The sequence below is a fragment of the Actinoplanes sp. NPDC023714 genome (genome assembly GCF_040639855.1).
In the GTDB taxonomy this organism is placed as follows: domain Bacteria; phylum Actinomycetota; class Actinomycetes; order Mycobacteriales; family Micromonosporaceae; genus Actinoplanes.
Map to the genome: position 1 here is coordinate 146,529 of NZ_JBFAAR010000014.1, position 25,464 is coordinate 171,992.

Below are 25,464 nucleotides of genomic sequence, written 5' to 3' on the forward strand. Positions count from 1 at the left end.
AGCGCTCTCATGAATGAACTGTTGCAACAGCTCACGCTCGAGGAGAAGGTCTCCCTTCTCACCGGGCAGGACTTCTGGTCGCTCCCGGCGATCCCGCGCATCGGCCTCGCGTCGCTGGTCATGTCGGACGGGCCGGTCGGGGTCCGCGGCACCGGGTACGCCCCGGACGACCCCTCGATCGCCCTGCCCAGCCCCACGGCGCTCGCCGCCACCTGGGACGTCGCCCTCGCCGAGCGGGCCGGCCGGCTGCTCGGCCAGGAGTCCCGGCGCAAGGGCGTGCACGTGCTGCTCGGGCCGACCGTGAACCTGCACCGCACCCCGCTCGGCGGCCGGCACTTCGAGTGCTACTCCGAGGACCCGCTGCTCACCGGGGAGATCGCGGCCGGCTTCGTGGCCGGGGTGCAGAGCCACGGCGTCGGCACCACGGTGAAGCATCTCGTCGGGAACGACTTCGAGACCGAGCGGATGACCGTGGACGTCCGGATCCCGCCGCGCGCCCTGCGGGAGATCTACCTGGCCCCGTTCGAGCGGGTCGTGGCCGCCGGCGGGTGGGGCGTCATGAGCGCCTACAACGGCGTGAACGGCTCGCCGATGGCCTCCCACGGCGGCCTCCAGGACGAGGTGCTGAAGCGGGAGTGGGGCTTCGACGGCGTCGTCGTCTCGGACTGGCGGGCCGCCCGGGACACCGTGGCCGCGGCGACCGGCGGGCTCGACATCGCGATGCCGGCCATGGACAACCCGTGGGGCGCCAAGCTCGTCGAGGCGGTCCGGGCCGGCAAGGTGGCCGAGGAGCTGATCGACGACAAGGTGCTGCGGGTGCTGCGGCTGGCGGCGCGGACCGGCGCGCTCGACGGCCACCGGCTTCCCGACCCGCCGCTCGACGAGGACGGCACGGCGGTCGCCCACGAGGTGGCGGCCCGCTCCTTCGTGCTCGCGGCGAACGACGGCGTCCTGCCGCTGACCGGGAACGACCTCACCCGGGTCGCCGTGATCGGCGCGCTCGCCACCGACGCGCGGGTGCTCGGCGGCGGCAGCGCGCAGGTCACCCCGCCGCACGTGATCTCGCCGCTGGACGGCCTGCGCGCGGCACTGCCGGGCGTGGACGTGGCGTACGCGATCGGCGCCGACCCGCGCCCCTTCCTGCCCGCCGCCTCCGGGCCGTCCTGGGGTGCGTTCGAGCTCGACCTGGACGGCTACGACTTCACGGTCCCGACCGGAACCGTCCGCTGGATCGGCGATCTCCCCGGCGGCTGCGACGTCGCACGGGTCACCTCGATGACGCTGCGGACCACCCTCCACCCCGACATTTCCGGGCAGCATGTGCTGGCGATCTCCGGGTTCGGGTCGTTCGAGCTGACCGTCGGTGACGAGAAGCTCTACGAGGGCTCACTGCACCCGCCCGGCACCGGCCGCGCCGACCTCCTCCTGCACCCACGGGAGCAGCGCTTCGAGGTGACCCTCGAGGCCGGGGTGACGGTTCCGGTCGTGCTCCGGCAGACCTTCGAGCCCGGCATGGCCCACTCGGTCGCGACCACGCTCGGTCACCGCGCGCCCGGCCCCGACGACGAGGGCCTGATCGCCGAGGCGGTCGCCCTGGCGGCCCGCTCGGACGTGGCGGTCGTCGTGGTCGGCACCACCGAACAGGTCGAGTCGGAGGGCTTCGACCGAACCTCGCTGGCCCTCCCGGGACGCCAGGACGAGCTCGTCTCCCGGGTCGCCGCCGCGAACCCGCGCACCATCGTGGTCGTCAACGCCGGCTCCCCGGTGCTGCTGCCCTGGTCCGACGAGGCGGCCGCGGTGCTGCTCACCTGGTTCCCCGGCCAGGAGGCGGGCGCCGCCCTGGCCGACGTGCTCCTCGGCGTGTCCGAGCCGGGCGGGCGCCTGCCCACCACCTGGCCGCGGCGCGAGGAGGACTGCCCGGTCCTCGACGTGCGGGTCACCGACGGCGCGCTCACCTACGAGGAGGACATCTTCGTCGGCTACCGCGGGTGGTTGCGGTCCGGGGCGAGCCCCCTCTTCGCGTTCGGTCACGGTCTGGGTTACACCACCTTCGCGTACGAGGACCTGCAGGTAGCCGGCACCGGCGTACGGGTGACCGTCACCAACACGGGCGAGCGCCCCGGACGCGAGGTCGTGCAGATCTACCTGAGCTCCGCCGCGGACGCCGGCCGCCCACCGCTCTGGCTGGCCGGCTTCGCCTCGGTGACAGCCGTGCCGGGCGAGAAGGTGACCGTCGAGATCCCGCTCCCGGAACGGGCCTTCCAGATCTGGGACGAGAGCTGGCGGACGATTCCCGGCGACTACACGGTGACCGCCGCGCACGCCCTCGACGACCCGCGCCTCACGACCTCGCTGACCGTGTCACCAACGGCCTAGACGAACGGAGAGGACGGAGAGGGCCGCCACTCCGGCCGTCGAGGTGCGGAGGACGGCGTCGCCCAGCTTGACCGGGGTGGCGTCGGTGAACGCCGATAGCTCGGCGTCGCCGATGCCACCCTCCGGGCCCACCACCAGGACGATCTCGCCGTGGGAGGGCAGCGGGACCGTGGTCAGCCGCTCGGTGGCCTCCTCGTGCAGCACGAACGCGGCCTCGGCGCCGGCCAGGCGGGCCGCCACCTGTTTGGTGGAGCAGTCCGGGTCGCCGCCGATCAGCGGCAGCCAGGAGCGGCGCGCCTGTTTGGCCGCCTCGCGCGCGGTGGCCGCCCACTTGTCGCGGGCCTTGTGGCCGCGGTCGCCGCGCCACTGCGCCACCGAGCGGGAGGCGGCCCACGGGACGATCTCGTCGACGCCGGTCTCGGTCATCGCCTGGACGGCGAGTTCGCCGCGGTCGCCCTTGGCGATGCCCTGCACCACGACGAGGCGCGGGTCGGCGGCCGGCTCGGTGGTGCGTTCGCCGATCGCCAGGTCGACGCTGCCCCGGCCGACCGCGGTGACCTCGGCCCTCGCGGTGCCGCCCCGGCCGTCGGCGAGGATCAGCTCCTCGCCGGCCCGGAGCCGCTGCACGGTGGCGGCGTGGTGACCTTCCGGCCCGTCGAGCGTGAACGACGGGCCGGCGGGCAGGCTGTCGACGAGAAACAGGGGTGCGGACACCCGCTGCACGCTACCCGGGACTGATAGGAGAGGAGCGCAACCCCTCACTCAGGTCGCCGGGCGCGGGAGCGCAGCGACTCCGCGCCCGGCCCTCGGCGTGAGCGGCGGTCTGCACCCCATCCAACCGCCCCACCCGCCGCCCTGAAAAGGACTGAAGACTGCCTATCTGCGCTACGACATCTGCCTTTCGTCTTTAATGCCCGTTGAAAGCGTCCCGCATCCGGGAGAAGAAGCCGCCCTGCTTGGAGAGCTCGGCCACGTCCTCGCCGCGGGTCTTCGCGAAGTCGCGGAGCATGCGCTCCTGGTCGGCCGTGAGCTTCGTCGGCGTCTTCACGTCGAGGTGGACGAAGAGGTCGCCGCGGCCCTGGCCCCGCAGGTGCGGGACGCCCTTGGTGCGGATGCGCAGCGTGCTGGCGGGCTGGGTGCCGGCCTTGACCTCGATGTTCTCCTCGCCGTCGAGGGTCTTGATGGTCATCCGGGTGCCCAGCGCGGCGGCCGTCATCGGGAGCGTCACGCGGCAGTGCAGATCGTCGCCCTTGCGCGAGTAGACATCGTGCGGGCGCTCGTGGATCTCGACGTAGAGGTCGCCGGCCGTGCCGCCGCCGGGGCCGACCTCGCCCTGCTGCGCGAGACGGATGCGCATGCCGTCCTCGACACCCGCCGGGATCTTGACGGTGAGGGACCGCCGTGTCCTTATCCGGCCGTCGCCGGCGCAGGTCGGGCACGGGGTCGGGATGACCGTGCCGTGGCCCTGGCAGTTGGCGCAGGGGCGGGACGAGACGACCTGGCCGAGGAAGGTGCGCTGCACCGACTGGACCTCGCCGCGGCCGGAGCAGACCTCACAGGTGGCGAGGTGGGTGCCGGGCGCGGTGCCGGCGCCGGAGCACTGGGTGCAGAGGACCGCGGTGTCGACGGTGATCGGCGCCTCGACGCCGAAGGCGGTCTCGACCAGGTCGAGCTCGAGGCGGAGGATCGCGTCGGCGCCGGGACGGGTGCGCGGGCGCGGGCCACGGGAGCCGCCGCCGGCCGCCGTGCCGAAGAACGCGTCCATGATGTCCTGGAAACCGACGAAAGGTCCGGCTCCGCCGGGGCCGGGAGCGCCGCCGCCACCGGGGGCGAGCGGGTCACCGCCCAGGTCGACGATCTGACGCTTCTGGTCGTCCGAGAGAACCTCGTAGGCCGCGTTGATCTCTTTGAACTTCTCGTGCGCCTCGGGATCCGGGTTGACGTCGGGGTGGTACTGCCGAGCCAGTTTGCGGTAGGCGCGCTTGATCTCGTCGTCGGTGGCTTCCCGGCTCACGCCGAGAATTCCGTAGTAGTCCTTGGCCACGGGGTTTGGAGTCCTCAATGTCTGCGCGAATCCGTCAATTCTGTGCCAACAGGTCGCCAACGTACCGTGCCACTGCACGAACAGTAGCGATGGTGCCCGGGTAATCCATGCGGGTGGGTCCGAGAACACCGAGCCCACCAACGATCGTCGCACCTGGCCCGTAACCGCTGCTCACCACGGACGCGGACCGCAGGTTGTCGATCTCGTTCTCGTCGCCGATCCGGACCCGGGTGGTGCTCGGTTCCAGGTCGCCGATCAGCTTCAGGAGGATGACCTCCTCCTCGAGGGCTTCGAGGACGGGTCGTAGCGTGCCCTGGAAGTCCAGCACACCACCGCGGGTCAAATTGGCGGTACCGGCGAGGGCGAGGCGCTCCTCACTGCGCTCGACGAGGGTCTCGAGCAGGACCGAGGCGAGACAGGCCATGGTCGGGCGGCGCTCCGGCGCGGTCTCGTCGACGAGTTTCTGCACCAGAGACGGGGTGTCCGCGAGTTTCTGACCGGCCAGTTTCTCGTTCACCCGGCGGCGCATCTCCCACACGTCGTCGGGCGGGATCGGGCCGGGCATCTCGACGAGCCGCTGCTCGACCCGGCCGGTGTCGGTGATCATCACGAGGGTGAGCCGGGTCGTGGAGATCGGCACCAGCTCGAGATGGCGGACCGCGGACCGGGACAGGCTCGGGTACTGCACCACGGCGACCTGCCGGGTGAGCTGCGCGAGCAGCCGGACCGTGCGGTGCACGACGTCGTCCAGGTCGACGACGCCGATCATGAAGCGCTCGATCGCCCGCTTCTCGGCGGGGCTGAGCGGCTTGATCCGGGTGAGCCGGTCGACGAACAGCCGGTAACCCGCGTCGGTGGGGACCCGGCCGGCGCTGGTGTGCGGCTGCCGGATGTAGCCCTCCTCCTCGAGGACGGCCATGTCGTTGCGGACGGTGGCCGGGGACACGCCCAGCTGGTGCCGCTCGACGAGAGCCTTGCTGCCCACCGGCTCGCGGGTCTCGACGTAGTCCTGGACGATCGCCCGGAGCACCTCGAGCTTGCGGTCATCAAGACTCATATGACCCCTCCCCCTCGCGGCACTCGCTTGGCACTCCCGATGACAGAGTGCCAGTCTACGTCGCCCGGGGCGCTAACGCGATGATCGAAAGTAAGCAGGGTGGCCACGACCGGCTCGATCACCAGCCTTAGCGTGGACACATGACCGAACCTCCCCGTCCGCCCGAGGGTGGATACGACCCATACGGCCAGCAGCCCCCGCCCGGTTATCAGCCCCCGCCGGGATATCAGCCCCCGCCGGGATACCAACCCGGTTATCCCCCGCCGCCCGGCTATGGATACGGCCAGTACCAGGGTCCGTCCGGCGAGGACCGCACCTGGATCGTGCTGACCCACTTCATCAGCGCCCTGGTCGCGTTCCTGAGCAGCGGCACGCTCGGCTGGATCATGCCGCTCGTCACCCTGCTCTCCCAGGGCTCCCGGTCGCCGCAGGTGCGCGCCGAGGCGGTGCAGGCGCTGAACTTCCAGATCCTCTGGTCGATCCTGACCGTGGTGGGATACATCCTGGTCTGCGTGCTGATCGGCTGGATCGTGGTGCTCGCCACCTGGCTGATCGCCTGGATCGTGCCGCTGATCGCGGGCATCAAGGCCACCAACGGGCAGCCGTACCGCTACCCGATGAACGTATCGATGATCAAATAACGTCTCTGATCACCGCGTCGGCCAGAAGCCGGCCCCGCAGGGTCAGCGCCAGCCGCCCCTCCGCGTAGGCGCCCTCGTCGAGAAGCCCGTCGGCGAGGGCGCGTGCCGCGGCCGCCTCGTCGACCCGCTTCAGCGGGATGCCCTCGGCCAGCCGCACCCGGAGCATCACGTCCTCCATGTGACGGTCCTCCCCGGTGAGGATCTCCCGGGCCAGGCCGGGCGATTCGCCGGCGGCCAATCTGGCCGCGTACGAGGACGGATGCTTCACGTTCCACCAGCGCACCCCGCCGACGTGGCTGTGCGCCCCGGGACCCAGCCCCCACCAGTCGGCGCCCGTCCAATACAGCATGTTGTGCCGGCACTCCCCGCCCTTCTTCGCCCAGTTGGAGACCTCGTACCAGGCGAAGCCGGCGGCCGTGAGCCTCTCCTCGGCGGCCAGGTAGCGGTCGGCCGCGACGTCGTCCTCGGGGTAGGGCAGCTCGCCGCGGCGCATCCGGGTCGCCATCCGGGTGCCGTCCTCGACGATCAGGGCGTAGGCGCTGACGTGGTCGACCCCGGCGTCGATGACGGTCCGCAGCGAGCGGTCGAAGTCGTCCGGGGTCTCGCCCGGCGTGCCGTAGATCAGGTCGAGGTTGACGTGCTCGAAGCCGGCCTCCCGGGCCTCCAGGGCGGCCTGCGGCGCCCGGCCGGCGGTGTGCCTGCGGTCGAGGACGCGGAGGACGTTGTCGGCGGCGGACTGCATGCCGAGCGAGATCCGGGTGAAGCCGGCGGCCCGGAGCTTCCCGAGATAGGACAGATCCACCGATTCGGGATTCGCCTCCGTCGTCACCTCGGCGTCCGGCGCCAGGCCCCAGGTGCGGTCGACGCCCTCCAGGATCCGGGCCAGATCGTCGGCCGGCAGCAGCGTGGGCGTGCCGCCGCCGACGAAGACGGTGTCCACCTGCTTCGGCTGGATCACCTTCGCGGCCAGCGACAACTCGCTCAGCACGGTGCCGGCGTATTCGTCGCGGCCGGCCCCGCCGCCCAGCTCGGAGGCCGTGTACGTGTTGAAGTCGCAGTACCCGCAGCGGCTGGCACAGAAGGGAACGTGAACGTAGACGGCGAACCCGTTCGCACCCACCCGCTCGGTCGCTTCGCGGGGAAGTGAGCCGTCGGTGGGTACCGGTTCGCCGTCGGGGAGTGCGCCTGCCATCCGTCAAGCGTAGTTATCGTTCCGGCATGGATCCGGTCCGCACCCTGACTCTGGACAACCCCGCCAGCCGCAACGCGCTCTCCACCGCGGTGCTGCGCGGCATGCTCGGCGACCTGGCCGCGGCCGCCGCCGATCCGGCGTGCCGCCTCGTCGTCCTCACCCACACCGGCCCGGTCTTCTGCTCGGGCGTCGACCTGCGGGAGACCGCCGCGGCCCAGCCCGGCGACAAGTTGCCCGCCGAGTGGCTCGCCGACGTGCTCGCCGTGCTCTGGGAGTTCCCCAAGCCGGTGGTGGCGCGGATCGGCGGGCCGGCCCGCGCCGGCGGCCTCGGCCTGATCGGGGCGGCCGACATCGCGGTCTGCGGCCGCTCGGCCACGTTCGCCTTCACCGAGGTACGGCTCGGCGTGATCCCCGCGGTGATCAGCTCGACGGTGCTGCCCCGGCTCGCCCCGCGCGCCGCCGCCGAGCTCTATCTGACCGGCGACGTCTTCGGCGGCGAGCGGGCCGCGGAGATCGGCCTGGTGACGGCCGCCGTGCCGGACGAGGAGCTGGACGCCGCGGTGGAGAAGTTCTGCGCGTCGCTGCTGCGCGGCGGCCCGCTCGCGCTCGCCGGCACGAAACAGCTGCTCCGGCGTACGCGGAACGAGTCGATCCGTGCCGAACTGGCAGATCTGGCGGACCGCTCGGCCGGATACTTCAAGTCCGCGGAAGGTCGCGAGGGCGTCGCGGCGTCCCGCGAGAAGCGGGATCCGAATTGGGTGGGCGGTCGTTGATTAGTCTTGGCGTCCTTCGAACGAGGAGGTGTGGGTGCGTAAGAAGCCGATCGTGGGCGGGGTAGCCCTGCTGGCCCTCCTTGGCGCGCTCGGCGTGTTCGTGGTGCTGCGCTCGGTGGTGAGCAACATCAAGCTGCCGCAGCTGGGCCCGGAGTGCACGGTCAGCGCCGACGGTGAGGTGACCCTCGACTCGCAGCAGATGGCGAACGCCGCGACGATCACCGCGGTCGGCGTCCGGCGCGGGCTGCCCGAGCAGGCCGTCGTGGTGGCGCTCGCCACCGCCTTCCAGGAGTCGAAGCTGGAGAACCTGGACGACGGCGACCGGGACTCGGTCGGCCTCTTCCAGCAGCGCCCCAGCCAGGGCTGGGGCACCTTCGAGCAGATCAAGGACCCCCGGTACGCGGCGGGGAAGTTCTACTCGGCGCTGAAGAAGGTCAAGGGCTGGCAGGAGATGCGGGTCACCGACGCGGCGCAGAAGGTGCAGCGGTCGGCGTACCCCGAGGCGTACGAGAAGTGGGCCGACGAGTCGAAGGTGCTCGCCGCGGCGCTCACCGGCCGGGCCACCGGCGCGGTCGAGTGCCGGTACACCGGAACCCCCGCGATCCGCGGCGCCGAGGCGGCCACGGCCCTGCTCGCCAACCTGAAGCTGGACTGGGGCAAGAAGCTGCCGAACAAGGCGGCGGCCACCGACACGGCCGGCCTGACCGTGGACGTGCCGAGCGCCGACACCGGCTGGCGCTATGCCCACTGGCTCGTCTCGCACGCCTCGGTGAGCGGCCTCGAACGGGTACGTTTCGCCGACCTGGAATGGCACGCGCCCGAGGGGAAGTGGCAGCCGGTCACGGACGGCAGCGGGACGACCACGGCGCGAGTCGTCGCCGAGGTGTTCCGATGAGCGCGGGCGCAACTTTCGGTGACGGGACGTAATGTTTGGACGCCGAACATGCGGGTTGCGCTGCGTATACATCGACATGGACAGTCCGCAACCGCCCTGGTACTAAGTAGAGCGTGCTGAGGGCGATCGGTTGGATCCTGCTGGGCACGGGCAGCGTCGCCGCCATCCTCTACGGGGTGCACCGCAACCGCCCGGCCCAGCGCTCGCCGTGGCTGCTGCTCGCCGGGGCGGTGGCGGCGCTCTGCGTCGGCGACGTGCTCTACGAATACGAGCTGATGGACCTGGCCGAGGTGTTCTACCTCGCCATGTACCCGCTCGTGGTGATCAGCCTGCTGCGGTTCACCCGGGACGGCTCGCTGCTCGCCGACCGGGCCCGGCTCATCGACCTGCTCGCGTTCTCCTGCTCGACGCTGCTCGTCGTCTGGGCGTTCGTGATCGGCTCGTCGGGCCAGTTCGGCGCGGTCAGCGCGGCCGACGTGATCGGCGGCCTGCTGCTGGTCGGCGTGGCGATCCGGCTGATCGTCGCGGACCGGCGCAACGTCGCTGCGTACCTGCTGCTCACCGGTTCGCTCGGCCTGCTCGCCGGGGACGTCTTCTACCCGCTCACCGGGGGCTCCCCGGTCGCCGAGTCGGCGTTCGTGGTGCTCTACCTGGGCTGGGGGCTGTCCGCCCTGCACCCCTCGATGGTCCGGCTCACCGAGCCCCGGCCCCCCGAGCCCACCCCGTTCCGCCTGCACTGGACGCTGCTGCTCGCCGCGTCCGCCGCCACTCCCCCGGCCGTGCTGCTCATCGAGGCGCTCTCCGGGGAGGTCCGGGACGGCGTGGTGATCGCCGTGACCGGCGCGGTCACGCTGCTGCTCTGCATCACCCGGCTGGCCGACGCGATCCGGCAGCACAGCGCCGCGCTCAGCCGCGAGCGAGGGCTGCGCACCGCCAACACCGCCCTGGTGGCGGCCGCCGACCTGCCGGCCGTCGACACGGCCGTGCGCACCGCGATCGCCCGGCTGCTGCCACCCGGCACGGTACGCCGGATCGTGCTCGCCACCGACGACGGCAAGCTGGCCGCCGCGTCGGTGCCGCCCGCGCCCGCCGGCGCCGGATCACGCAGCTGGTTCGCCCCGGCCGACGACCGCGACGAATGCGTCCTGGTCTGCCCGCTGCGGCTGGAACCGCTCGCGGTGGCCCGGCCCAGCGGCGGCGCGCTCATCCTCACCGGCGCCAAGGAGGCGCTCATGGCCGGCCGGGATTCGCTCGAGGTGCTGGCCGGCGAGGCCGCCCTCGCCCTCGACCGGATCACCCTGGTCGAGGCGGTCGGCCGCCGCGACAGCGACCTCTACCTGCGCGCGGTCATCCGGAACACCGCCGAGATCATGGCGGTCGTCGACTCCGACCACCGCATCCGGTACGCCAGCCCGGGTCTGCGCGACCTGATCGGCGGCGAGGAGCTGCCCCCGCTCACCGCGCTCGACGATCTGGTCCACCCCGACGATCAGGCGCTGGTCCGGGTCAAGCTCCGGGCCGAGGGCGACGGCCGGGTCTTCTGCGCGCTGCGCCGCAAGGACGAGACGCAGGCCTTCGTCGAGATGACCTACCGGGATCTCCGCGAGGATCGCCTCGTCCAGGGTCTCGTCGTGACGATCCGGGACGTCACCGACCGGCACGACCCGCTCGAGGGGATGCCGTACGCGGACCATGCGGGCGACATGCCCGCCTGGGTGAACCGGCGGAGCGCGCAGCACAAATTCCGCTATTAAAAGTCTTTGCCACACGGGAAAGGCCGGGCCCGAGGGCCCGGCCTTTTCACGTTTTCGGTATTACCGGGTCAGGCGGCGACGGCCACCGACACCGGCGACCAGCGCGACACCGATCGCGGCGAGAACGACCTGGAAGAAGAACTCGATCCAGTCGAAACCGGCGGTGTCAGCAACACCGGCAGCACGCGCGATCACGGTGCCCAGCAGGGCGGCGACCACACCGACCACCATGGTCAGCCAGATCGGGATGTTCTGCTTGCCGGGTACCACGAGACGGCCCAGGGCGCCGATGACCAGGCCGACGATCAGAGCGACGATGATGCCGGTGAGCGTGAACTCCATGGGATTCCTCCTCGGGGGGTGGAGCATTGGTTGCGTCCGTCGAGCACCAGAGTTCCCGACCCCCCGAAAAACCAAACCGCCTTATTTTTTGGTTGTCCCCTTGGTGTCACCGGCGTCCGATGTCGACAGGGCGGCGATGAAGGCCTCCTGCGGGACCTCCACCCGGCCGACCATCTTCATCCGCTTCTTGCCTTCCTTCTGCTTCTCGAGCAGCTTGCGCTTCCGGCTGATGTCACCGCCGTAGCACTTCGCGAGCACGTCCTTGCGGATCGCGCGGATCGTCTCGCGGGCGATGATCCGGCTGCCGATGGCGGCCTGGATCGGCACCTCGAACTGCTGCCTCGGGATCAGTTTCTGCAGCTTGGCCGCGATCGTCGTGCCGTACGAATAGGCCTTGTCCTTGTGCACGATCGCACTGAAGGCGTCCACCGGCTCACCGTGCAGCAGGATGTCCACCTTCACCAGGTCGGCCGTCTGCTCACCGGAGGGCTCGTAGTCGAGGGACGCGTACCCCTTGGTCTTGCTCTTCAACTGGTCGAAGAAGTCGAAGATGATCTCGGCGAGCGGCAGGGTGTAGCGGAGTTCCACCCGTTCGGTGGAGATGTACTCCATGCCGAGCAGCATGCCCCGGCGGCTCTGGCACAGCTCCATCACGGCGCCGACGAACTCGTTCGGCACCAGGACCGTGGCGCGCACCACCGGCTCCTGGATCTCGGCGATCTTGCCGGCCGGGAACTCGCTCGGGTTCGTGACCGTGCGGACCTCGCCGTCCTCGGTCATCACCTGGTAGACCACGTTCGGCGCCGTGGAGATCAGGTCGAGGCCGAACTCGCGCTCCAGCCGCTCGCCGATGATCTCCAGGTGCAGCAGGCCGAGGTAGCCGACGCGGAACCCGAAACCGAGCGCCGCCGACGTCTCCGGCTCGTAGGTGAGCGCCGCGTCGTTGAGCTTCAGCTTGTCGAGCGCGTCCCGCAGCGCCGGGTAGTCCGAGCCGTCGATCGGGTAGAGGCCCGAGTAGACCATCGGCTTCGGATCCTTGTAGCCGCCGAGAGGCTCCTGGGCCGGCCGGTTGTTGCCGGTCACGGTGTCACCCACCCGGGACTGGCGGACGTCCTTCACGCCGGTGATCAGGTAGCCGACCTCGCCGACGCCGAGCGCTGTCGCCTTCTCCATCTCGGGCGAGACGACGCCGATCTCCAGCAGCTCGTGCACGGCGCCGGTGGACATCATCTTGATCCGGTCACGCGCCTCGATCCGGCCGTCGATCACCCGGACGTACGTGACGACGCCCCGGTAGACGTCGTACACCGAGTCGAAGATCATCGCGCGGGCCGGGCCGTCCGCGTCGCCGACCGGCGCCTTGAACTGCCGGACGATCTCGTCGAGCAGGTGATCCACACCGACGCCGGTCTTGCCGGACACCTTCAGCACGTCGGACGGCTCACAGCCGATCAGCTTGGCGAGCTCCTCCGCGTACTTCTCCGGCTGCGCCGCCGGCAGGTCGATCTTGTTCAGCACCGGGATGATGTGCAGGTCGTTCTCCATCGCCAGGTACAGGTTGGCGAGGGTCTGCGCCTCGATCCCCTGCGCGGCGTCGACCAGCAGGACGGCGCCCTCACAGGCGGCCAGGCTGCGGGAGACCTCGTACGTGAAGTCGACGTGCCCCGGAGTGTCGATCATGTTGAGGACGGCCTGCTCGCCCTGCTGGCCGCCCTCCCGGACGGTCCAGGGCATGCGCACGGCCTGCGACTTGATGGTGATGCCGCGCTCGCGCTCGATGTCCATCCGGTCGAGGTACTGAGCGCGCATCTGACGCGGGTCGACCACCCCGGTGATCTGCAGCATCCGGTCGGCCAGCGTCGACTTGCCGTGGTCGATGTGCGCGATGATGCAGAAGTTGCGGATGCGGCCGGGATCGGTCGATCCGATCACGTTCACGCCGGGGTCGAGCGGTCCAGGCACGGTCTTCCGTTCTTCTCGAGCTTGGTGTCGCAATCTGGGGAGGCCGGCTCACACCGGCGTCCCCTATCGTCCCACGTCCGCGAGCGCAGCTCCGATCACACCCGTGCGCCGGCCGCCCCGGCATCCGGCCGACCGCCCACTCACTCCCGATCCCGCCCTGCTTGCCCGGCCAGCTTGCCCGGTTGCCCGGCCCGCTTGCCCGGCCCGCTTGCCCGGTTGCCCGGCCCGCTTGCCCGGCCGGCCCCGAGCCACCCAGCCTGTCGGCCCGCTTCGCCCGGCCGGCCCGAGCCACCCTCAGGCCGGATCGCCGCCCAGCCCAGCCACCGCGCAGGCCCAACCACCGCCCAGCCCAGCCACCGCCCAGCCCAGCCACCGCGCAGGCCCAACCACCGCCCAGCCCCAGCCACCGCGCAGGCCCAACCACCGCCCAGCCCCAGCCACCGCGCAGGCCGAACCACCGCGCAGGCCGTCAGATCTTCTCCAGGGCCCCGCGCGGCTCCGGCGGCAGCTCCACCTCGACCGAGTCGCCCGGCCGGACCGTCCCACCCCGCAGCACGACCGCCATCACCCCGGCCTTGCGCACGACGTTGCCCTGATCGTCCTGCCCGAGGACCTCCTTGAGCAGCCCCGACCGGAACCCGTTGATCTGCGCACAGGGGTTCCGCAGCCCGGCCACGACGATCGCCGGCCGCTCATCCCCGCCCGCGACATCCCGCCGGACCGCCTCCGCCACGGCCTCGGCAGCCCGAGCCGTAGCCTCATCGAGCCTCGCCGCAGCGGCAGCCACCAGCACAGCGTCGACAGGATGCCCACCGGCCCCGCCCACGCCCGAAGCCGCGCCATCAGCCGAAGCCGCGCCATCAGCCGAAGCCGCGCCCTCATCCAAAGCCGCGCCCTCAAACGAAGCCGCGCCCTCAAACGAAGCCGCGCCCCCACCCGGAGCCGCGCCGTCATCCACGGCCACACCGCCAGCCGAGGCCGCGCCCTCACCCGAAACCGCCCGGCCGAACCTCAGGATCGTCCCCCGCGGCAGCCCGAGCAGATCGATCCCGCTCGTGGTCACGTTCTCGCCCAGCCCGCCGGCCGGAACCTCGTAGCCCTTCCCCGCCACCTCCTCGAACAACTCCGCGTGGATCAGGTGGACCTGCCGCAGATTGGGCTGCGTCGGATCGGCCCTGACCCGGCTCCGGTGCCGGACGTTGACCCCGGCGTGGATGTCGCCCTCCACGCCGAGCCCGGCGACCAGCACGATCGCGTCCCGGCTCGGCTTGGTGAACGTGTAGGCGTCGTTACGGCTGACAGCGGCGACCGTCCCATGCTCAGCACTCATGCCGCCGAGTCTGGTCACCCCGCGCGAGCCGTCTCGACCCGGTTTCCCACGATTCGATCGAGTCCTCCTCTCAGTCCGGCGGCTCCAGGAACAACTCCGACAAACGGGGCAGACGCCGCATCATCTCGTCCTCGTTGTCGAAGTCCCAGAGATCAGAGACCTCAGGACGGGTACGCGGGCGCGCCTCCGACGCCGGCAGCGGCTCACCGGTCGCCTTCTCATAAGCCCGCGCCGCGATCGTGAGCACCTCCTCGGCCTCGAACACCGCGCCGGTCTCGGCGGCCGCGCGCACGGCGGGCATCCCGGCCAGCACGTCGGGTGACTGCACCGAGGCGGCGACCGCCTTGCGCCCGTGCGCCACGAGCCAGCCCCGGAAGTTGTCGAAGCCCTCCTCGGTGCACCCGCCGTTGATCAGGTAGGCCGCCGCCCACAGATCCTCGGTGCCGGACGCGACGAGCACCTTGTCGAGGTGGCGGCCCCAGGCGACGATCTCCTCCGGATCACGGGTGGCCAGGTCGGCGACGGCCCGCTCGGCGACCTCGGCCGGCGAGGCGGGCCGTTCGGCGGTGGCGCGGTCGATGACCGCCCAGAAATCGTCGGTTCTCATGCCGGAATCCTCGCAGCCGGGTACGACAATTCCCGCATGGAGATCCGCCCGGTCACACTTCCCGAGGTGCCGTACGACGCTACGTCCGTACGCCCGGCCTGGAACGACCTCCCCCGCAGAGTGCGCGAAGCGATCAGCCGGCGCCTCGGCTCCCCCGTCGCCGCGGCGCGCAGCGCAGGCGGCGGCTTCACCCGCGCGTTCGCCGCGGTGCTCACCACCGAGGCCGGGACCAGCGCGTTCGTGAAGGCGGCGCCGCTGCGCGAGCCCACGTCGGAGTGGTACGCCCGGGAGGCCGCGATCACGCACGCCCTCCCCGCGACGATCCGCGCCGCCCGGCCGCTCTGGACGATCGCCGAGGCCGGCTGGTTCGTCCTCGCGCTGGAGACGATCGACGGCCGGATCCCGCCGCTGCCGTGGCCGGCCGCGCACCTGGAGGCCGCCCTGGAGTCGTGGCGCGTGGCGGCGGAGGCGCTGTCGGAGGGCGGAAGCACCGACCTCCCCCGGCTCCCCGACATCCTCCGGCACGAGATGTCCTGGTGGCAGCTGATCGAATCCGGTCACGAACCGATGCCCTCGACGGCCCTCGGAACGATCGCCCCGGCCCGCCTGCACGAGCTTGCCGCCCTGGAACGCCGCCTCCCGGACCTCGCCGCCGGCACCGGGATGTGCCACGGCGACCTGCGCATCGACAACGTCATGATCGACGGTTCGGGGGCGGCCTGGCTCTGCGACTGGACCTGGCCGTGTCTCGGCGCACCCTGGTACGACACGGTCACCCTGCTGATCAGCGCGTTCGCGAGCGGCCTGGACGCCGACGGATACATCCGGAAATGGGACCCGCCGCCCGGCGGCGTCGACGGCGCCCTGGCGGCCCTGGCCGGCTACTGGCTGATCCGCGCCGACGGCGGCCCGAGCAGCGCCTCCCCGCACAGCAGGCAGCACCAACGATTCAGCGGCACCCAAGCCCTGGCCTGGCTGTCCGCCCGCCAAGGCTGGACCGAGGAAGGCCGCCAGTAGAGAACGCGAAAGGCAGCCAGTAGAGACCGCGAAGGCCGCCGGCACAGACCGCGAAAGGCAGCCGACAGAGACCGTGGACGGCCGCCGGTAGCGAAGGACCCGACGCCGGGACGCTAGAATGGCACCGCGGCTGGACCAGACGTCGAGCCGCGACTGGACCGCACGTGGACCGGAGTCGTTTTGGCGGCTCGCAGCCGTGCTGGTAGTCTGGTTCCTCGCGTGTGGTGACACGCTGTTGATGTCTGCCTCCGGCCCCGGCCGGGACAGTCTCTCCAGTGACCACCGCGTGAGACCGTTTTCCGAACCTAGTCAGGACAAGGCTGTCGCGTGGCGAACATCAAGTCCCAGATCAAGCGCAACCGGCAGAACGAGAAGGCCCGTCTGCGCAACAAGTCGGTCAAGTCGTCGCTGAAGACCGTGATCCGCAAGCTGCACGAGGCGGGCGACGCGGGCAACGTCGAGACGGCTACCGCTCTGCTGCGTGACGCCTCGCGTCAGCTCGACAAGGCTGTCAGCAAGGGCGTCATCCACAAGAACCAGGCGGCCAACCGCAAGTCGGCCATCGCTAAGAAGATCGCCTCGCTGTCCGCCTGATCTGCTCGTTCTAGATCAGGTCACGACTGCCCCCGGGCAGTCAGTGACACCGCCCACCTGATCAGTGGGCACGCTTGAGCAAAGCCGGTCACCCTTCCAGGGTGGTCCGGCTTCGCTTTTTTGTACGTCGGAAGCCCCTCCCCCACAACCAGGCACTCCGCAGGCCGCGCCTCAACCGAGACGCCACCCGCCCGGAGCGGTCAGCGCGCCCGACCCCGCCCCTCCAGGGACGACCGGCCCGGAATGCAACGAACCCGGCCCACCCATCCAAGGACGACCGGCCCGGAACGCAACGAACCCGGCCCCCCACCAAGGGGCGACCGGGCTCGAATGCCGAAGCCTCACTCGTAGCGACGAACCGCCGACTGCCGCGCCATCTGCTGCCGGACATCCCCGGGCTCGACCCACTGCCGCCGAGCCGGACCACCGGTAGCCGGAACCCCGCCCCACCCGGACTCGTCACCGTAGTGCGCGGCCGCCTGCCGAGCCGCCCCATATCCACTCTGACCAGCGGCATATCCGGAATCCCCGTAGCCGTCGCCGACATTGCCGACCGCATAGCCGAACCCACCCGAGCCCCCGAACCCGGCCGAGCCCTCAGCGCCGAACCCGGCCGGACCCTCAACGCCGAACCCAGCCGGACCCTCAACGCCGAACCCGGCCGGACCCTCAACGCCGAACCCAGCCGGCTCGAACCCGGCCGGCTCGAAGCCCGCCAACTCATAGCCCTGCGAACCGAACGCCCGCGGCTGCCCGCCCTCGAACGCCGCCCCACCATAGGACCCGAACCCGTCGTTGGACCCGAACCCGTCATTGGAGCTGAACCCGTCGTTGGAGCTGAACACCGTCTCGTTCCGCCGCGAACCCGCCAGGTCGTAGCCCTCCTGCTCGGACCCCGGGAACCCGAACACCGACCCCGCCCGCGACGACCCCGCCGCCGCGAACCCGAAGCCCGGCCCGGTCATCCGCTGCTCAACCGCCGGCGCGGCCCCGGAGAACGGCTCCGCCCCGGAAGACAGCTCCGCCGAAGACGACAGCCCCGCGGAGGACGACAACCCCTGCGCGTCGAACTCCCGCGTCTCGGCCTGACTCATCGCGGCCGGCCGCAGCACCGCGGCGCGCGCCGTGGTCGTCTCCGAGGCGACCTGCTGATGGGTGAGCGCCCCGGCGATCAGATCGTTGAACTTCACCATCAGCGCGACGGTCACCGGCAGCACCAGCACGCCCCACCAGCTGACCAGCTCGGCCAGGGCGAGCAGCAGGCCGAGCACCACGGCGCCCTCGAGGAAGACGAAGCAGAGCAGCCCGCTCGGGGCGAGGTGGCGCAGGCGCAGCACTCGAGCGTACAGAGGCTGGTTCGCGATCTCGGCTCGGCGCGATCGAACTGTCCTGGTCATCGAGCACCACCGTTTCGCCGGGCCGCCGCCACCGCGAAGACCGCCTGCTCGAGCGCGTATCCACGATCCTCCGCGCCGCCCTTGACCGCCGCATTGCAGTCGGCGGCGGCACGCATCGCGTCGATCAGTCCATCCGGCGTCCAGCCGCGGCTGCGCTCCTGCGCCCGCTGGATCTTCCACGCCGGCATGCCGAGCGTGGTCGCCAGTTGATAGGGGTTGCCCCGGCCGGCCGAGGCGACCCGCGCCACCGTCCGCACGCCGTCGGCCAGCGCGTCGGCGATCGGAACCGGGTCGACCCCGACGTGCAGCGCCCAGCGCAGCGCTTCCAGCGCGCCCGGCAGGTCGCCCACCATCGCGGCGTCGGCCACCGTGAAGCCGCTCACCTCGGCGCGACCCTTGTAGTAGCGCGCCACCACCGCCTCGGTGATCTTGCCGTCGGTGTCGGCCAGCAGCTGGGAGCAGGCCGCCGCGATCTCGCGCAGGTCGTTGCCGACCGAGGCGAGCAGCGCCGACGCGGCCGCTTCGTCGCATTTCGCGCCGTTGCGCCGGAACTCGTCGCGCACGAACGCGATCCGCTCCCGATCACCTTTCAGCTTCGCCGCCGTGACCACCTCGGCCCCCGCGGCGCGCAGGCCGTCGGCGAACGCCTTGCCTTTCGCACCACCCACGTGGGCGACGATCAGGGTGACGTCGGGGTCGGGGTTCTTCGCGTAGGCCAGGAGCGCCGCGGTGAGATCCTTCCGCGCGTCTTGACCGCTTTTGATCACGAGAACCCGGCGCCCGCCGAACAGCGACGGGCTCAGCATCTCGGCGACCTCACCGGCCGCGAGCGAGCCCGCTTCGTATTCCCGGACGTCGGCGCCGGGGTCGACGGCCCGGGCGGCCTCGACGGCCGCGGCGATGGCACGGGCCGAGAGCAGCTCCTCATCGCCGTGGACGAGCAGCAGAGAGGCGGGTGGCGCGGAATTCACGCTCAACATCGTCGCACGCGCCACCGACACTTCAGCACGCCTCACTCTTCAGCGCATGGACGCTGATCACCGAACGCGAAACCCGACATATCAGCCGACGATGATGCCCCGGGCCTCGTAAAGTCGGTTGCCCAGGCCGAATCGGCCTCGACGGGGAGCGCGGCGTTTAGTCCGTTATTGAGCACTATCATCCGCCCCGTCCCCGAAGTCCATTCCCAGATTCGGGCGTGTCGGTCGCAAACGGACGAGTCGCCACAGACCGAACGGCCACCGGAGCGCGCGACCCGGTCTGATCACGCTGCCTGGTCAGCCGCGCCGGCGCGGCCCCGCACGGCAGCCACGGCTCACCGTGCGGGCGGTTCGCCGCGGGCGGCGACCGCCAACCCCTCGGGCGAGGCCACCGCGGCGATGTCGCCCATCTCATCGGTACGGAGGACCCGCGCACCGCCGCGCGCCAACCGCTCGAGCACAGGCCCGTTCGGATGCCCGTAGTCGTTGTCCCGCCCCACCGAGACCAGCGCCACCGCCGGATCCACCACGTCGAGCAGTTCCACCGACTGCAGAGCGCTCCCGTGATGAGCCACCTTCATGACGTCCGCCCGGAGCCCGCCGCCCCCGAGCCGATGGACCAGTTCCTCCTGCTCCTCGGTCTCCGCATCACCGAGCAACAGCACGCTGCGCCCACCCACCGCGGCCCGCAGGATCAGCGAATTGTTGTTCGGGTCGGAGTTCGTCCCGCGCAGAGGCTCACCGGGGCCGAGGACATCGAGCCGCAAGCCACCGCCGCCGATCGTCCACGTCCAGCCCGGACCCACGGCTCGGATGGCGACCCCGGATGCCGCGGCCTCCGACTCGACCGCCGTCCGGCCGGCCACCGGTTCCGGCCAGTCCGGGGCGATCACGGCCGACACCTTCCGGCCGCGGAACACCCCGCTCACCCCGCCCACATGATCGGCGTGGAAGTGGCTCACCGCGAACAGCGCCACCTCGTCCACGCCGAGGCGGCGCAGGCAGCGGTCGACGGCATCCGGATCCGGGCCGGCGTCGACCACCACGGCACGGCCTCCGCCGGCCGGCAGGACCACGGCATCGCCCTGGCCCACCGCGCAGGAGACGACGAGCCATGCGGGTGGGGGCCAGCCAGGGGCGAGCAGGCGTACCGGAAGGGCTCCTAAGATCGCACACAGCGTGATGATCACGGCAAGCTTGCGCACCGCGGGTCTGCGGGCCGCCACCAGGAACGCCACGGTGAGCACGGCGAGCAGCAGGCCCCCCGTCGCGCCGGCGGGCCAGGGCAGCGCGCCGGCCGGAACCCGGGCGCCCACGTGCGCCACGAGGACCAGCCACTCGGTCGGCCAGTGACCGATCCAGACCAGGAACTCGGCGGCCGCCGGCCAGATCGGTGAGATCACCGCGGCGGCCACCCCGGTGAGCGTCGCGGGTGCGATCGCCGGCACCGCGACGAGGTTGGCCGGCACCGCGATGAGGCTGACCGTTCCGGATAACGCCGCCACCACCGGGCCGCACGCCACCTGCGCGGCCGCCGGGACCGCGAGTGCCTCGGCCGCGCCCGGCGGGCAGCCGCGTCGTCGCAGCCCGTCCCGCCAGACCGGCGCGAGCAGCAGCAGGCCGGCCGTGGCCAGTACGGACAGGGCGAACCCGGCGTCCGCCGCGAGTTCCGGATCGGCGGCGAGCAGCACCGCCGCACCCGCGGCGAGGGCCGGAACCGCGGCCCGGCTGCGCCCGGACGCGAGCGCCAGAAGTCCGATGGCGCCCATCGCCCCGGCCCGGATCACGCTGGGCGAGGGCCGAGCCAGAATGACGAAACCGATCAGCGCGACGACGCACACGAGCGCGGAGAGCAGCGGACCGGCCCGGCCGAGCCGGCGCACCAGGAACAGCACGACGCCGAGCAGGATCGCCACATTGGTGCCCGACACTGCGGTCAGATGGGTCATACCGGTCGTCCGGAAGTCTTCCTCCAGCGCCGGATCGAGCCGGCTAGTGTCGCCGACCACCAGCCCGGGAAGCAGGCCGCCGGAGTCGTCCGGCAGCGGTTCGCAGGCACGCTGCAGCCCCGCACGCAGCACTCCCGCGGCCCGCTGCGCCCACGACGGACGCCCGACGAGCCGCGGCGGCTTGCGCGCCGAGACGACCGCCGCCCGCAGATCACCGGGCCGCGGCGCCATCAGCCGACCGGTAGTGATCACGCGCTGACCGGGCAGCAGCCCCCGCCACCCCTCGTCGGCGCCGAGGACCAGCGCGCGTGCGGCCAGGCGGATCGGCGCGGCGTCGGAGCTTTCAACGGTACGGAGTTCCGCCGCGACCAGATAGGTGGGCGGTCCCGCACCCCGGGGCAGGGGCCGTGGATCGTCCTTCACGACGAGCTCGACGTCGACGCTCTCGCCGGCCGCGACGAGCCTGCTGAGGACGGGCGCCTCGCGTACCGAGATCCGCGCCGCCGTCGACACGGCCCCGCACCCGGCCCCGAGCATCACGGCCACGACAACCCACCGCACCGCGCCGACCCACCCGGGCCGAGGTCCGGCCTCGCCCGGCGGATGAGCAGCCGGCCCGCCCGGCCGGGCCGGGGCACTAGGCCGGGCCGGGGCACAAGGCCGGGCCGGGGCACTCGGCCGGACCGGGGCGCTCGGCATCGCGGCCCGGCGGCGGAGGCTGAGCAGCAGGAACACGCCCGCGGCGATCAGGCCGGTCGCGCCGAGGAGGAGACCACCTCGCGCCGACAGGTGGAGCGCCGCCAGCGACGCGAGCCAGATGCCCACGGTGAAGCCGGCCAGGCGCAGATCGGGCGGGCGCCGGCCCATCAGACCGTCACCAGTTCCTTGAGCTGTTCGTAGCGGGCGTCGCCGATGCCGTCCACCTTCCGCAGATCGGCCACCGCCTTGAACCCGCCCATCTGCTCGCGGGCGTCGAGGATGCGCTGGGCGAGCACGGGACCCACGCCGGGAAGCTCGTCCAGATCCCGGAGCTCGGCGGTGTTGAGGTTGAGCAGGCCGCCCGGCGCCGTGCCGGCTGACGCGCCCGGAACCGTCACCGTCCCGGGCGGCGGCGTCACCCCCACCATGATCAGTTCGCCGTCGACGACCTTCCTGGCGAGGTTGAGGGCGGCGACGTCCACGCCCGGCTCGGCGCCTCCGGCGGCGGTGAGCGCATCGGCGACCCGGGCGCCGGGCGGCAGATGGACGAGGCCGGGCCTGCGAACCTTGCCGCCGACCGCGATCACCACCTCGGAGGCGGGCGCGGAAACCGTTCTGCTGGAGGGGTCGCCGGCCGGCACCGACACGAGTCCCGGGGATCCGGCGCCCAGCTCGTCCACGCGGGGGCGCGCCCGCCAGGCCAGGAACGCCGCCACCACGACGACCACCAGGGCGACGACCGCGAGCGCCTTGACGCCGGGCCGTCCCGGATCGAACGCCCGCACCCACGACCGCCGCTCCCCACCGAACGCCCCGGCCCCGCTCAACCGCCCGCCACCGGCAGCCTCACCCGAGGAATCGACGGGAGCTTCGGGAGAACCGCGCAGGTCCTCCCAGGCATAGGAGGCGATGTCCGGGCCGGCGGCGGCGGAAGGGTCCGGTTCCTCCCAGGGATAGGCCTCCGGCTCGGGCCGGGACAGCGGCCGATCCCACGGATAACCACCGTCAGAGCCGGGAGGGGTCGCCCACGCCGTTCCTGAGGGGTAGCGCCGCGAGTCTCCTTCCGGCGCGCCGCCCGCCCCGGGCGAACCGGCGGCGGGCCGTGACCCGAAAGGGGGATCCTCCCGGGGCAGATCCTCCTCGTCCCAGCCGGGGATGATGTCCGACCAGCTCAGCGGCCCGTCCTCGGCGGGCGGGGCGGCAGGCGCCGGCCGGAGCACGGCCCGGAGCCGCGCCTCGACCACTTCACCGCTATTCTTCGCCTCTCGCACGGCCCGAAACCTATGAACGCCCCGAGCCGCCCGCTCGCCGCCCTGTGGACGACGCGGCATTGTGGATTACTCCCGGAAGCCCCGGAAGCTGCTAAGAGGACTACTGCTTGTGACACCGGATCCGGATACCGTCCGCCGGCTGCGCGCGGCCGGCTGCGTCTTCGCCGAGGAGGAGGCCGCCGTGCTGACCGAGGCAGCCGAGACTGCTGACGTCCAGCTGGATGCCCTGGTCGAGCGCCGCATCGCCGGCGAACCATTGGAACAAGTCGTGGGATATGCGGACTTTTCCGGAATAAGGATAAAAATACGCCCGGGCGTGTTCGTCCCCCGCGTTCGCAGTGAACTCCTCGTCCGCATCGCCGCCGAGGAGGCCCGGCCGGGCAGCGTCGTCGTCGACCTCTGCTGCGGCTCCGGCGCCCTGGGCCTCGCCGTCCGCCACCGCGTCCCCGGCATCACCCTGCACGCCGCCGACATCGACCCGGCAGCCGTGGCCTGCGCCGGGGACAACCTGGGAGGCGATGTCCACGAGGGCGACCTCTACGACGCCCTGCCGTCCCACCTCCGCCACCGCATCGACATCCTGATCGCCAACGTCCCCTACGTGGCGACCGCGCACATCCCCTTCCTCCCCGCCGAGGCCCGCGACCACGAGCCTCGCACCGCCCTCGACGGCGGCGACGACGGCCTGCGGATCTTCCGATCGGTGGCGGCGCAGGCGCGGGAATGGCTGACGGCGGGGGACGAGCCGCGAGGAATGCTCATCTCCGAGATCACCGAGGCGCAGATCGGCACCGCCCGCGCGATCGCCGATGAGAACGGATTGACGTCCAGCGTGGTGAGCGACGATGATCTCGACGCCTACGCGATCATCGCCCGGCCGCCGGATCCGGCGCGATAGGGCCATTCGGGAGACGGAAAGTGGGCCTGCTCAGAAGGATCGCCCGCGTGCGTCTGGCACGCCGGGTGATTCGCCGTCTTCGCCGGGCGGGCGTCCGGGACGCGCGCTACGACGCCCGATCGTTCTCGGTCAGATTCCGTACCCTCACCGGCGAGCGGACGGTCCTCCAGCTGCAGCCGATCTTCCAGCGGCGGATCCGGCGCGGGCAGCTCGACGACTTCGTGGCCGGCCTGCTGCGCACCCCCGAGCTCCCGGAGAAGTGGGCGGTCGCCGCGCCGCTACTGCGCCCCGTCCTGCGCGGCATCGCGCCGGGCGCGCTGCTGCGCCGTCCGGCGCTGCCGTTCCTGTCCGAGTTCGTCGTGGTCGATCATCCGGAGACCATGACGTACGTGACCCCGGAGCAGCTCGCCGACTGGGCGGTCACCGCCGACGAGGTGTTCGACGCCGCCCGGGCCAACCTCACCGGCGCGACGCTGCACGGCACGGCGTCCGGCCCGGTGGTGGTCCGGTTCGTCGACGACGGCAACGCGTACTGGACGTCGCACCTGCTGCTCCAGGGCTGGCTGGCGAGGCTGGAGGGGCAGGTCGGCGGCGTCCCGGTGGCGTTCGCGCCGGAGCGGGGCACGCTGCTGGTCACCGCGGACGGCAGCCCGCACCTGCCGGGGCTGTTCGCCCAGGCCGAGGCGATCTGGACCGGGTCGGCGCGGGCGCTCAGCCCGTGCGCCTACGTGAGCGACGACCAGGGCTGCGCCGTCCCCTACCGGGCGCCGGCCGGGCATCCCCTCGGCCGGCTGGTGGAACGGGCCGAGCGGCTGCTCAAGGAGCGGGCCGAACGGGAGAGCGCCGGTGAATGACCACCCCGGCCAGGCCCGGCCCGGTGTGCGCCGCCACGACCGCGCCCACCTCGGTGAGGTAGCAGTCCCGTAGCCGCTCTCCCAGCCGCATGCTGATCGCGTCGACGAGCGCGCCGGCCCGGTCCGGCGTGCCGAGGTGGTGCACCGCGATGTCCGCCTCGCCGTCGCCGGCCGCCTCGACGGCCAGGTCGACGAGACGGGTCAGGGCCCGGCCGGCGGTCCGCACCTTGTCCCGGACCACGATGGCGCCGTCCGCGACGTGCAGGATCGGCTTCACCGACAGCGCGGTGCCGACCAGTGCGGACGCCGCCCCGATCCGGCCGCCGCGACGCAGGAACTCGAGCGTGTCCACGTAGAAGAAGGTGCTCACCCGCGCGGCGTGGTCGGCGGCGGTGGCCCGTACGGTCTCAAGGTCTTGATTCTCCGCGGCCGCCGAGGCCGCGGCCAATGCGGGAAAGCCCAGCCCCATCGCGGCGGTGCCGCTGTCCACGACGCGGACCTGCGGACCGATCTCGGCGGCGGCCAGCTGCGCCGCCTCGTAGGTGCCGGAGAGCTTCGCGGAGAGGTGAACCGAGACCACGCCGTCGGCGCCGGCGTCGAGCAGGCGGCGGTATTCGGTGACGAACTGGGACGGCGCGGGACGGGAGGTGCTGACGGCGGCGCGGCGCCCGGTGAGGGCCTTCGCGACCTCGGCCGGCGAGATCTCCAGGCCTTCGAGGCCGTCCCAGCCGTTGATCACGACCGTGAGCGGCACGATGGTCAGGTCATACGTGCCGCTCAGCTCGGCCGGCAGGTACGCGGTGGAGTCGGTGACGACCGCGATGCTCATGCA

Annotated in this window: 21 protein-coding genes and 1 pseudogene; 9 read left to right on the forward strand and 13 right to left on the reverse strand. The window is 71.9% G+C overall.

Annotation, left to right across the window (positions count from 1 at the left end):
- Nucleotides 1-9 precede the first annotated feature (9 nt).
- The gene (locus tag AB0G10_RS39775; RefSeq protein ID WP_360934492.1) at nt 10-2,376 is read left to right on the forward strand and encodes a glycoside hydrolase family 3 C-terminal domain-containing protein; all 2,367 of its coding nucleotides are present in this window, start codon (nt 10-12) and stop codon (nt 2,374-2,376) included.
- Here the strand turns inward: AB0G10_RS39775 and AB0G10_RS39780 are convergent.
- The 3 genes from AB0G10_RS39780 to hrcA all read right to left on the reverse strand — a co-directional run bounded on the left by AB0G10_RS39780 (nt 2,362) and on the right by hrcA (nt 5,477).
- Nucleotides 2,362-3,090, reverse strand: a complete 729-nt coding sequence (locus AB0G10_RS39780) for a 16S rRNA (uracil(1498)-N(3))-methyltransferase (protein ID WP_360934495.1) — start codon at nt 3,088-3,090, stop codon at nt 2,362-2,364. The two genes, AB0G10_RS39775 and AB0G10_RS39780, sit on opposite strands and share 15 nt — an antisense overlap.
- 193 nt (nt 3,091-3,283) lie before the next feature.
- Nucleotides 3,284-4,420, reverse strand: coding sequence for a molecular chaperone DnaJ (dnaJ, locus tag AB0G10_RS39785; RefSeq protein ID WP_360934498.1), 1,137 nt, complete (start codon nt 4,418-4,420; stop codon nt 3,284-3,286).
- 34 nt (nt 4,421-4,454) lie between these two features.
- On the reverse strand, nt 4,455-5,477 hold the full coding sequence (gene hrcA, locus AB0G10_RS39790; RefSeq protein ID WP_360934501.1) for a heat-inducible transcriptional repressor HrcA: 1,023 nt from the start codon (nt 5,475-5,477) through the stop codon (nt 4,455-4,457).
- A 140-nt stretch (nt 5,478-5,617) separates the two neighbouring features.
- Between hrcA and AB0G10_RS39795 the strand changes: the two genes are divergently transcribed.
- Nucleotides 5,618-6,118, forward strand: coding sequence for a DUF4870 domain-containing protein (locus tag AB0G10_RS39795; protein ID WP_360934504.1), 501 nt, complete (start codon nt 5,618-5,620; stop codon nt 6,116-6,118).
- On the opposite strand, the gene hemW is transcribed toward AB0G10_RS39795, so the two are convergent.
- A complete protein-coding gene (gene hemW / locus AB0G10_RS39800; RefSeq protein ID WP_360934507.1) occupies nt 6,111-7,310 on the reverse strand; it encodes a radical SAM family heme chaperone HemW in 1,200 nt (399 codons plus the stop codon). The genes AB0G10_RS39795 and hemW overlap by 8 nt on opposite strands.
- Nucleotides 7,311-7,336: 26 nt before the next feature.
- Here hemW and AB0G10_RS39805 point away from each other — a divergent pair, with 26 nt between their 5' ends.
- The 3 genes from AB0G10_RS39805 to AB0G10_RS39815 all read left to right on the forward strand — a co-directional run bounded on the left by AB0G10_RS39805 (nt 7,337) and on the right by AB0G10_RS39815 (nt 10,732).
- On the forward strand, nt 7,337-8,083 hold the full coding sequence (locus tag AB0G10_RS39805; protein ID WP_360934510.1) for an enoyl-CoA hydratase-related protein: 747 nt from the start codon (nt 7,337-7,339) through the stop codon (nt 8,081-8,083).
- Nucleotides 8,084-8,177: 94 nt separating this feature from the next.
- Nucleotides 8,178-8,978 carry a hypothetical protein gene (locus tag AB0G10_RS39810; protein ID WP_360934628.1) on the forward strand — a complete coding sequence of 267 codons (801 nt, stop codon included), beginning with the start codon at nt 8,178-8,180 and terminating at the stop codon, nt 8,976-8,978.
- Nucleotides 8,979-9,091: 113 nt separating this feature from the next.
- Complete coding sequence (locus tag AB0G10_RS39815; protein ID WP_360934513.1) at nt 9,092-10,732, forward strand: PAS domain S-box protein; 1,641 nt, start codon at nt 9,092-9,094, stop codon at nt 10,730-10,732.
- 60 nt (nt 10,733-10,792) lie between these two features.
- Here the strand turns inward: AB0G10_RS39815 and AB0G10_RS39820 are convergent, their stop codons facing one another.
- The 4 genes from AB0G10_RS39820 to AB0G10_RS39835 all read right to left on the reverse strand — a co-directional run bounded on the left by AB0G10_RS39820 (nt 10,793) and on the right by AB0G10_RS39835 (nt 14,973).
- Nucleotides 10,793-11,074, reverse strand: coding sequence for a GlsB/YeaQ/YmgE family stress response membrane protein (locus tag AB0G10_RS39820; RefSeq protein WP_127546993.1), 282 nt, complete (start codon nt 11,072-11,074; stop codon nt 10,793-10,795).
- An 81-nt stretch (nt 11,075-11,155) separates the two neighbouring features.
- Nucleotides 11,156-13,036 (reverse strand): translation elongation factor 4, encoded by a 1,881-nt coding sequence (gene lepA, locus AB0G10_RS39825; RefSeq protein WP_360934517.1) that lies wholly within the window; start codon nt 13,034-13,036, stop codon nt 11,156-11,158.
- 469 nt (nt 13,037-13,505) lie between these two features.
- A complete protein-coding gene (locus AB0G10_RS39830; RefSeq protein WP_360934520.1) occupies nt 13,506-14,384 on the reverse strand; it encodes a transcription elongation factor in 879 nt (292 codons plus the stop codon).
- Between the two features lie 52 nt (nt 14,385-14,436).
- The gene (locus tag AB0G10_RS39835; protein WP_360934523.1) at nt 14,437-14,973 is read right to left on the reverse strand and encodes a DUF4240 domain-containing protein; all 537 of its coding nucleotides are present in this window, start codon (nt 14,971-14,973) and stop codon (nt 14,437-14,439) included.
- Between the two features lie 36 nt (nt 14,974-15,009).
- On the opposite strand from AB0G10_RS39835, the gene AB0G10_RS39840 reads away from it, so the two are divergent.
- The gene (locus AB0G10_RS39840) at nt 15,010-15,990 is read left to right on the forward strand and encodes a phosphotransferase (RefSeq protein WP_360934526.1); all 981 of its coding nucleotides are present in this window, start codon (nt 15,010-15,012) and stop codon (nt 15,988-15,990) included.
- 327 nt (nt 15,991-16,317) lie between these two features.
- A complete protein-coding gene (gene rpsT, locus AB0G10_RS39845) occupies nt 16,318-16,584 on the forward strand; it encodes a 30S ribosomal protein S20 (RefSeq protein WP_014441280.1) in 267 nt (88 codons plus the stop codon).
- 1,166 nt (nt 16,585-17,750) lie between these two features.
- Here the strand turns inward: rpsT and AB0G10_RS39850 are convergent.
- The 4 genes and pseudogenes from AB0G10_RS39850 to AB0G10_RS39865 all read right to left on the reverse strand — a co-directional run.
- Nucleotides 17,751-17,981 (reverse strand): annotated as a pseudogene (locus tag AB0G10_RS39850) (hypothetical protein); the annotation flags it as partial.
- A complete protein-coding gene (gene holA, locus AB0G10_RS39855) occupies nt 17,978-18,961 on the reverse strand; it encodes a DNA polymerase III subunit delta (protein WP_360934529.1) in 984 nt (327 codons plus the stop codon). The pseudogene AB0G10_RS39850 and the gene holA, both read right to left, overlap by 4 nt.
- Before the next feature lie 335 nt (nt 18,962-19,296).
- On the reverse strand, nt 19,297-21,777 hold the full coding sequence (locus tag AB0G10_RS39860; protein ID WP_360934532.1) for a ComEC/Rec2 family competence protein: 2,481 nt from the start codon (nt 21,775-21,777) through the stop codon (nt 19,297-19,299).
- Nucleotides 21,777-22,436 carry a ComEA family DNA-binding protein gene (locus tag AB0G10_RS39865; RefSeq protein WP_360934631.1) on the reverse strand — a complete coding sequence of 220 codons (660 nt, stop codon included), beginning with the start codon at nt 22,434-22,436 and terminating at the stop codon, nt 21,777-21,779. Before AB0G10_RS39865 ends, AB0G10_RS39860 begins: the two co-directional genes overlap by 1 nt.
- A 553-nt stretch (nt 22,437-22,989) precedes the next feature.
- Here AB0G10_RS39865 and AB0G10_RS39870 point away from each other — a divergent pair.
- Together AB0G10_RS39870 and AB0G10_RS39875 are read left to right on the forward strand one after the other, a co-directional pair.
- Nucleotides 22,990-23,778, forward strand: a complete 789-nt coding sequence (locus AB0G10_RS39870) for a putative protein N(5)-glutamine methyltransferase (RefSeq protein WP_360934535.1) — start codon at nt 22,990-22,992, stop codon at nt 23,776-23,778.
- Between the two features lie 47 nt (nt 23,779-23,825).
- Nucleotides 23,826-24,632: a hypothetical protein gene (locus tag AB0G10_RS39875; RefSeq protein WP_360934538.1), complete on the forward strand. Its 807-nt coding sequence runs from the start codon at nt 23,826-23,828 to the stop codon at nt 24,630-24,632.
- On the opposite strand, the gene AB0G10_RS39880 is transcribed toward AB0G10_RS39875, so the two are convergent.
- Nucleotides 24,595-25,461, reverse strand: a complete 867-nt coding sequence (locus AB0G10_RS39880; RefSeq protein ID WP_360934540.1) for a DegV family protein — start codon at nt 25,459-25,461, stop codon at nt 24,595-24,597. The genes AB0G10_RS39875 and AB0G10_RS39880 overlap by 38 nt on opposite strands.
- Nucleotides 25,462-25,464: the final 3 nt, after the last annotated feature.

Bases quoted from the DNA above. Each gene is read 5' to 3' on its own strand.
- AB0G10_RS39775 (WP_360934492.1), top strand. From the start codon at position 10: ATGAATGAACTGTTGCAACAGCTCACGCTCGAGGAGAAGGTCTCCCTT.
- hrcA (WP_360934501.1), bottom strand. From the start codon at position 5,477: ATGAGTCTTGATGACCGCAAGCTCGAGGTGCTCCGGGCGATCGTCCAG.
- AB0G10_RS39795 (WP_360934504.1), top strand. From the start codon at position 5,618: ATGACCGAACCTCCCCGTCCGCCCGAGGGTGGATACGACCCATACGGC.
- hemW (WP_360934507.1), bottom strand. From the start codon at position 7,310: ATGGCAGGCGCACTCCCCGACGGCGAACCGGTACCCACCGACGGCTCA.
- AB0G10_RS39805 (WP_360934510.1), top strand. From the start codon at position 7,337: ATGGATCCGGTCCGCACCCTGACTCTGGACAACCCCGCCAGCCGCAAC.
- AB0G10_RS39820 (WP_127546993.1), bottom strand. From the start codon at position 11,074: ATGGAGTTCACGCTCACCGGCATCATCGTCGCTCTGATCGTCGGCCTG.
- AB0G10_RS39835 (WP_360934523.1), bottom strand. From the start codon at position 14,973: ATGAGAACCGACGATTTCTGGGCGGTCATCGACCGCGCCACCGCCGAA.
- AB0G10_RS39840 (WP_360934526.1), top strand. From the start codon at position 15,010: ATGGAGATCCGCCCGGTCACACTTCCCGAGGTGCCGTACGACGCTACG.
- holA (WP_360934529.1), bottom strand. From the start codon at position 18,961: ATGTTGAGCGTGAATTCCGCGCCACCCGCCTCTCTGCTGCTCGTCCAC.
- AB0G10_RS39860 (WP_360934532.1), bottom strand. From the start codon at position 21,777: ATGGGCCGGCGCCCGCCCGATCTGCGCCTGGCCGGCTTCACCGTGGGC.
- AB0G10_RS39880 (WP_360934540.1), bottom strand. From the start codon at position 25,461: ATGAGCATCGCGGTCGTCACCGACTCCACCGCGTACCTGCCGGCCGAG.